Below are 1,635 nucleotides of genomic sequence, written 5' to 3' on the forward strand. Positions count from 1 at the left end.
CATTTGGATCGCCACACATCGCAATCGGCGTTAAGTTACATGTGTAAGCAATCGCCGCGCTTCGTCCCGCAACGGCACTGGCCGAAACGTTCTTAACAATCCCAAATACAGCACTCAGATACTGAGAAATCCCCATGTCAGTTACCGCGACGCGAACATAAATATCGTACTCGCCTGTCGGTGGCGTAAAGCTCGCCGCATTTACAAATGTCTGCATGTCGTGCGAGAACGTCACGGATGTGTTGCCGTCGGTAAACGATAGTTCAGTATTACCTGATTCCGATGCGATGCTGCTTAGCGTTGCGAAAACAGCAGCTTCAGATTGATCAACATCTTCCGTTTTATCTGCAACCACAGCCCCGGCGAGTGCCGCCGTATCAACCGCATGCTGTATGGGGGTTTTGTTGAGTACTTGATGGTTTAAATCAATACCGAACGCAGCGACGCCTAACAGAATCAGTAGAACCATACTGATGAGCACCAAGGTGATCCCTTTCTGGGTTCGCCTTGTTGCTGTCTGCATTTTCCTTCGCATAGCCCCTCCTATAAGTGAACGAATCACTTATTTTTCTTTGGCTACCCCGTTATTGTTGTATACCTCTAAGCTGACCTGCGTGCGCTCACCGCTTCCTTCTGGTAGATAACCTAGGTTTTCATACCATGCTTCCGGATTTAGCGTTTGTTCTGCGCGCAATTGGCTTACCGAGATTCCAAGATCAGGGTCATTCGCACAGCCAAACAAGCCGAATGATGTGAAACAAATGGTCATGATCATTATGCTTTTCATCTTGCTCTCCATTTATAGACCGTGCCCAAACTCGCCCTCAGAGCCACCCTCTGGCGAACCGTACTGATTAAAATTATTGTTTGTATCTTCTTCTCTGCTGTCATTGAGTTGATAGCGGTCGAAATCGAGTTTCGCGCCTTTACCCAACAGATAGAACTCCACATCGTTTGGAGCTACGAACCCATCGGTCGGCAGAGTTACTCTGCGTCTATCGATTGGCGTCGCTAATCGTGGTGTTACCAAAATCACCAGCTCGGTTTCACCAGATGTAAACTCTTCACTCTTAAACAAGCGTCCAAGTACTGGAAGGTCACTGGCTCCCGGAATACCATCCGCAACGTTACGCGCGTTTTCACTCAACAAACCTGCGATACCGATCGTTTGTCCGTCCGCTAATTCGATTGTGGTTCCCGCGCTACGCTTAGTGATTGGCGGAATAAAGAACGTTGCGTTGACTTCGTTCGGATTAAACGTCAGCACACCAGAGTTAGAAATTTCACTCACGTTGACATTGAGTTTCAGGTTGATTCTCTTATCACTGAGAATGAAAGGTACAAAGTCCAGTTGAACACCGTACTCTTTGTAGTCGATGGTAATGCCATCTTCATTCGGTACAGGAATTGGGAATTCACCACCCGCAACAAATTCCGCTTGAGTACCACTTAGTGCAGTAAGACTTGGCTCTGCCAACACTTTAGCCACACCGTTTTGCTTCGCGACATCCAGAGCAAACGTAAACAAAGTATTGCTATCAATGAACGATCCCAAGAAGCCGAAATCTTCCACTGTTGGCACATTTAAAATCGGGCCAATGTTGTCGATACCGCCACCCGCGGTTGTCGCACCCC

3 protein-coding genes are annotated in these 1,635 nt (G+C 47.8%); all 3 read right to left on the bottom strand.

Translation table 11 applies throughout. The features are described from left to right. Positions 1-535: TadE/TadG family type IV pilus assembly protein (locus R8269_RS23900; protein ID WP_318222739.1), on the bottom strand; the 535-nt coding region annotated here is incomplete at its 3' end. Positions 536-562: 27 nt separating this feature from the next. Further along, a complete protein-coding gene (locus tag R8269_RS23905; protein WP_005482341.1) occupies positions 563-787 on the bottom strand; it encodes a hypothetical protein in 225 nt (74 codons plus the stop codon). Between the two features lie 12 nt (positions 788-799). Then, positions 800-1,635: type II and III secretion system protein family protein (locus R8269_RS23910; protein ID WP_412079966.1), on the bottom strand; the 836-nt coding region annotated here is incomplete at its 5' end.

Source organism: Vibrio sp. Vb0667 (assembly GCF_033391095.1).